This window comes from Vibrio sp. Hep-1b-8 (assembly GCF_006124995.1).
Lineage (GTDB): Bacteria > Pseudomonadota > Gammaproteobacteria > Enterobacterales > Vibrionaceae > Vibrio.
The window spans coordinates 1-1,313 of the sequence record NZ_QEWN01000071.1 but is presented as its reverse complement, the minus strand read 5'-3'; the positions used below and the strand labels follow the sequence as shown (position 1 = coordinate 1,313).

Annotated in this window: 1 protein-coding gene and 1 pseudogene; one reads left to right on the top strand and one right to left on the bottom strand. The window is 39.8% G+C overall.

Translation table 11 applies throughout. The features are described 5' to 3' along the window. Window positions 1-328 (top strand): annotated as a pseudogene (locus DA100_RS20935) (hypothetical protein); the annotation flags it as partial. Between the two features lie 126 nt (window positions 329-454). Here DA100_RS20935 and DA100_RS08330 read toward each other — a convergent pair. After that, window positions 455-1,313, bottom strand: an 859-nt coding sequence (locus DA100_RS08330) for an IS630 family transposase (RefSeq protein WP_138971726.1), incomplete at its 5' end; no start/stop codon positions are given.

Genomic DNA, 1,313 nt, shown 5'->3' with positions numbered 1-1,313 from the left:
TTACAGAGGAAATTATGCAAGATCTGAGGTTAGTGTTTCTTCTTTGTCAGTAAATATTAGACCAATTTACAAACCAATGAATAACGGTTTTTACATCGCCGCAGTCGCTGGTATTGGCCAATATAAAATAGATGCTAGTGTTGATAGTAACATCCTTCCTTCAGGAAGTGGTGACTCTACAGATTTAGGGCACAGCTTAGGAGTTGAGTTAGGGTATGAATTTGAGAGGTTCGTCTTAAACTTAGGGTATCGCATGATGTATACGGCACCTGATGATATTGCAGTGAACCTTTCAACGGTTAGCTTTGGTGGACGATATAAATTCTAAACCATATAGTTCAGTAACATATCTTTAACTTGAACGATACTCAAGCTCAAGCAATTAACCTAAATGCTTGAGCTATAACTTTTAAGCCGTAAAACTGTGTGTAAGCTAAATAACGACTATACCCAATCAACTTGAAAATGCAGGCTTGAGTACCTGAAAATTATCATTGATTCGAGACGTCAGTGAACCTGCGATCTCTGGAAGAGTCACAGTAAAAAATTGATCGATGGCTTCCTTGAAGTCTCGTTTATTTTTGAAGTAAACGTTATTCCTCGACTGCTCGTTCATTACCTTCCAAAGCCGCTCAATTGGGTTGAGGTTTGGACTGTAAGGTGGAAGATAATGTAGTTCGATATTTAGGACAAACGCTGCATCTTTGACTAAGTCACTGCGGTGATATCCCGCACCATCTAAGATGATATGAAGCTTATGGGCTAATAGATAACTCTCTCTTAACTTACAGAAAAAGCGAACAATATTTTCACTGTTAATACTCTCGTAATCGTGAACGATGGTGGCACCAATATCTGACAGGTTTAGTGCGCCAATAATGTTCAATCGGCTACGATTGCCCGTTGTTTCAATCACTTTAGCCTGACCAGTACGTATCCAGCCATGAGATATTTTTGTTAATAAGGTTGGGTGAACTGCATCGATAAAGACTATCGATTCATCCTTGCCACAGCTTGCCTTTAGAGCTTCATAAGCCTCTATGAATGCTTGCTGTTTTGCTTTATCAAACTTGTGTGGAACGCCTTTCGGTTGCTTGTAGCTAAAGCCATTGTGGTGAAGCCATTTGTTCATACCAGAGACCGTATAATCAAGTCCAAATGCCTCTTTAACGTAGGCGACAATTTGATGAGTGTGAGAATAGGTTTTCTCAGTCAAATGCTCGATTAGGTGCATGGTTTGAGTAGCAGAAAGCTTGCTTTGGCTTCCGCCATTTTCAGGCTTAAGTTTTTCAGAAAGAACGTAGTCACTAAGG